The organism is Microbacterium sp. (assembly GCF_039812165.1).
In the GTDB taxonomy this organism is placed as follows: Bacteria; Actinomycetota; Actinomycetes; order Actinomycetales; family Microbacteriaceae; genus Microbacterium.
In genome coordinates this window covers 1-2,502 of record NZ_JBDIAB010000312.1, presented here as the reverse complement: position 1 = coordinate 2,502, position 2,502 = coordinate 1, and the positions used below count along the sequence as shown (strand labels likewise).

Annotated in this window: 2 protein-coding genes and 1 pseudogene; all 3 read left to right on the top strand. The window is 71.3% G+C overall.

Annotated elements, in window-relative coordinates; translation table 11 throughout:
• Nucleotides 1–1,275, top strand: a 1,275-nt coding sequence (locus tag WML84_RS14795) for an AAA family ATPase (RefSeq protein WP_347346897.1), incomplete at its 5' end; no start/stop codon positions are given.
• 27 nt (nt 1,276–1,302) lie between these two features.
• Entirely contained in the window at nt 1,303–2,175 is an 873-nt protein-coding gene (gene ftsY, locus WML84_RS14790) for a signal recognition particle-docking protein FtsY (protein WP_347346896.1), read from the top strand.
• A 112-nt stretch (nt 2,176–2,287) separates the two neighbouring features.
• Nucleotides 2,288–2,502 (top strand): annotated as a pseudogene (locus WML84_RS14785) (DUF2004 domain-containing protein); the annotation flags it as partial.

Below are 2,502 nucleotides of genomic sequence, written 5' to 3'. Positions count from 1 at the left end.
CGCGCCGTAGCGGCGGCCGACGACGCGCTCACCGCGGCGCAGGAGGTGCCCCGCCCGATCCTCGACGCGTCGGCGCGCGAGGGGATGCTGGCGCGGCTCGACGCCGCCCGCGACGGCGAGATGCGCGCACGGCTCGACGTCGAGACGCTCAAGGAGCGCGTGCGCGCGGGCCGCGAACGGGTCGTGCAGCTGGAGGCCCAGCGGGCGCGTGAGCGCGCGGCCGCGGAGGAGGCGGCACGACGGGCGGTCATCCGTCGCGCCCAGCGGGCCGTGGCCGCCGAGGTGACCGCGCAGCTGCCGCCGCTCCTCGACTCGGTGGACCGTTCGGTGACGCGTGCGCGCGTCGAGCTGAGCCTGGCCGAGCAGGAGCGCACCACGGTCACGGCGGAGCTGTCGAGCCTCCGCGCCCAGGAGGCCGACACCCGCCAGCGACTCACGAGCCTGACCGAGAGCGTGCACGGCCTCGAGCTGCAGATGCACGAGGAACGTCTGCACGTCACCACGCTGCTCGAGCGCGTGGCATCGGAGCTGAGCCTCGACGAGAGTATTCTCATCGAGGAATATGGCCCCGATCAGGATGTCGTGGACCAGCACGGCGACGCGGCGCCGTTCGATCGCGCGGCGCAGCGGCGACGCCTGGAGGACGCGGAGCGGTCGCTCGCACGGCTCGGCCGCGTCAACCCGCTCGCGCTGGAGGAGTTCGCCGCCCTCGAGCAGCGGCACGCGTTCCTCACCGAGCAGCTCGCCGACCTCGTGCAGACCCGCAAGGACCTCCTCGCGATCATCGAGGAGCTCGACGCGCGCATGAAGGAGATCTTCGTCGCCGCGTTCGAGGACACCAAGGCGGCCTTCGCCGAGGTCTTCCCGGTGCTGTTCCCGGGCGGCACCGGCAGCATCGCGCTCACGCATCCCGACGAGCCCCTCACGACCGGCATCGACGTGTTCGTGCGCCCGGTGGGCAAGAAGATCGAGCGGCTCTCGCTGCTCTCCGGCGGCGAGCGGTCGCTCGCGGCGGTGGCGCTCCTCACCGCGATCTTCAAGGCGCGCCCGAGCCCGTTCTACATCCTCGACGAGGTCGAGGCCGCCCTCGACGACGCCAACCTCGGACGCCTGCTCGGCGTGTTCGAGCAGCTGCGGGAGTCGAGCCAGCTCATCGTGATCACGCACCAGAAGCGCACGATGGAGATCGCGGACGCGCTCTACGGCGTGTCGATGCGCCAGGACGGCGTCTCGGCGGTCGTGGGCCAGCGCGTGCGCGAGCACGTCTCCGTCTGAGCCGCGGCAGGCCCGTAGGCTGGGGGCATGGCGGAAAGCTCCTGGTCGCTCGGTCGCGCGCTGCGCGGGATGTTCGTCAAGCCCACGATCGACGAGAACACGTGGGAGGATCTCGAGACGGCGCTCCTGACCGCCGACTTCGGCCCCGACATCACCGAGCGCATCGTCGACGAGCTGCACGAGAAGGTCGACCGCTACCGCACGACCGACCCGCGCGACCTGCAGCGCATGCTCAAGGAGACCCTCGAGGAGCACTTCGCGAAGTTCGACACGACGCTGCGGCTCACCGAGCGCCCCGCCGTCGTGCTCGTGGTCGGCGTCAACGGCGTCGGCAAGACGACGACGATCGGCAAGTTCGCGAAGTTCCTGCAGCGCTACGGGCGCTCCGTCGTCGTCGGGGCTGCCGACACGTTCCGCGCCGCCGCGGTAGACCAGCTCGCGACGTGGGCCGAGCGCGGGGGAGCCGCGATCGTGCGTCCGCAGCAGGAAGGCCAGGACCCGGCATCCGTCGCCTTCCAGACCATCGACTACGCCAAGCGCACGGGCACCGAGATCGTGCTCGTCGACACCGCCGGGCGCCTGCACACCAAGGGCGGGCTCATGGACGAGCTCACCAAGATCCGCCGCGTGATCGAGAAGCAGGCGCCGATCAGCGAGGTGCTGCTGGTGCTCGACGCCACGACCGGTCAGAACGGCGTCATGCAGGCCGAGGCGTTCCTCCAGCACGCCGGGGTGACCGGCCTCGTCATCACCAAGCTCGACGGCTCGGCCAAGGGCGGGTTCGTGCTGGCGGTGCAGGAGCGCACCGGCATCCCGGTCAAGCTCCTCGGGCAGGGCGAGGGCATCGGCGACCTCACCGGCTTCACCCCGCACGTGTTCGCCGCCGCGCTCGTCGAGTAGCGCCCCGTCGCACGGCTGTGCCCGGCGTCGTCGCGCCGATTCCGACGCGCTCACCTCGCGCGACACGCGCGAGAGGCTCGCGCACCGGCGGCGAGGCTGGTTTCATGGGGACATGGCGATCGAGCACGACTACTTCGGCCTTCTCGACACGGGGCCGGACGGATCGATCTTCTGGTCGGAGAACGTCGAGTTCGGCGACCAGGTCGTCACCGTGGACCTGACCGCCCCCGATCAGGACGACGTCTCGATGGACGCCCTCGACGTGGCGGCCGCGATGATCTCGGCGCTCGAGGCGATCGACCTGCGCGCGCGCAACGCGATGGTGTC